The organism is Saccharomonospora saliphila YIM 90502, assembly GCF_000383795.1.
Lineage (GTDB): Bacteria > Actinomycetota > Actinomycetes > Mycobacteriales > Pseudonocardiaceae > Saccharomonospora > Saccharomonospora saliphila.
The window spans coordinates 1561-3110 of record NZ_KB912631.1 but is presented as its reverse complement, the minus strand read 5'-3'; the positions used below and the strand labels follow the sequence as shown (position 1 = coordinate 3110).

2 protein-coding genes are annotated in these 1550 nt (G+C 71.8%); one reads left to right on the top strand and one right to left on the bottom strand.

Features of this window, described 5'->3' with window-relative positions; genetic code table 11:
• Nucleotides 1–41: 41 nt before the first annotated feature.
• Nucleotides 42–1208, bottom strand: coding sequence for a xylose isomerase (xylA, locus tag SACSA_RS0104615; protein WP_028661543.1), 1167 nt, complete (start codon nt 1206–1208; stop codon nt 42–44).
• 132 nt (nt 1209–1340) lie between these two features.
• Here xylA and SACSA_RS0104610 point away from each other — a divergent pair.
• A partial coding sequence (locus SACSA_RS0104610; protein WP_157596610.1) for a MarR family transcriptional regulator occupies nt 1341–1550 on the top strand: 210 nt, incomplete at its 3' end.

Here is a 1550-nt window from a genome sequence, read left to right as displayed (position 1 = left end):
CACGCCGCCGGGCGCCGCGAGCCGGTGCCTGGCGCGGCCCGTCAGTCGCCGAGCAGGTGTTCGAAGGCGAGCTGGGAGAGCTGGGCGTAGGCGTACCCGCGACGGGCGGCGGACTCGGCGTCGAAGTCCTCGTAGGAGTCGCGGTCGGCGCGCAGGTCGGCCGGGGTCTCGCCCTCGGCGAGCGTGGGCCGGGCCAGCTCCGGCACCCGGGAGGCCGCGAGCGCCTCGGTCACCCTCGGGTCGGCACGGAACCGGCGGGCCCGTTCCCGCAACAGCAGGTAGGAGCGCATGTTGGCCTCGGCGCTGGCCCACACGCCCTCGATGTCCTCGGTGCGCGGAGGCTTGAAATCGAAGTGGCGCGGTCCGTCGTAGCCGCCGTTCTCCAGCAGGTCGACCAGGAAGAACGCCGAGAGCACGTCGCCGTGGCCGAAGACGAGGTCCTGGTCGTAGCGGGGCCCGTGCTGGCCGTTGAGGTCGATGTGGAACAGCTTGCCCTGCCACAGCGCCTGGCCGATGCCGTGCACGAAGTTGAGCCCGGCCATCTGCTCGTGGCCGACCTCGGGGTTGACGCCGACGATCTCGTGATGCTCCAGCGTGGAGATGAACGCCAGCGCGTGCCCGATGGTGGGCAGCAGAATGTCCCCACGCGGCTCGTTCGGCTTGGGCTCCAGCGCCAGCCGTAGGTCGTAGCCCTGTTCGGTGACGTAGCGGGCGAGCGTGTCGATGCCCTCGCGGTAGCGCTCCATCGCCGCCCGCACGTCCTTGGCCGCGTCGGTCTCGGACCCCTCGCGGCCGCCCCACAGCACGTAGGTGCGGGCGCCCAGCTCGGCCGCCAGATCCATGTTCCGCATGACCTTGCGCAGCGCGAACCGGCGCACGTCGCGGTCGTTGCTGGTCAGTGCGCCGTCCTTGAACACGGGGTGGCCGAACAGATTGGTGGTCGCCATGGGCACCACCAGTCCGGTCTCGGCGAGGGCGTCGGAGAAGCGGGCGATGCGCCGTTCCCGCTCGGATTCCGTGCTGCCGAACGGGATGAGGTCGTCGTCGTGGAAGGTCACGCCCCAGGCGCCCAGCTCGGCGAGCCTGCGCACGGCCTCGACGGCGTCCAGCGCCGGGCGCGTGGGGTCGCCGAACGGGTCGGCGGCGCGCCAGCCCACCGTCCACAGACCGAAACTGAACTTGTCCTCGCGCACGGGTCCTTCGACCACGGTGTCCTCCCGGAAGGCGATGAGTGCGTCGGCGTCATGAGTCCGACCGAAAAGTTCGGGCATTGAACTTATCCCTCGCCCGAGCCGGGGTCAACGGTGTTGGTTCACCCGCTGAACGATTACGATCGCCGGGTGACCGCCACCGGACCCGCAGGGCAGCACACCGTGCGCAGGCACAACTGCGCGCTCGTGCTCGCCGCCGTCGCCGAGTCGCCCGGCCTGTCCCGCGCCGGGGTCGCCGCGCGCACCGGACTGACCAAGGCCACGGTGTCCAGCCTCGTCGACCGCCTGGTGGCGGCCTCCCTGGTGCGCGAGGAGGGGCCGGCGCGGCGCGGCGGGCCC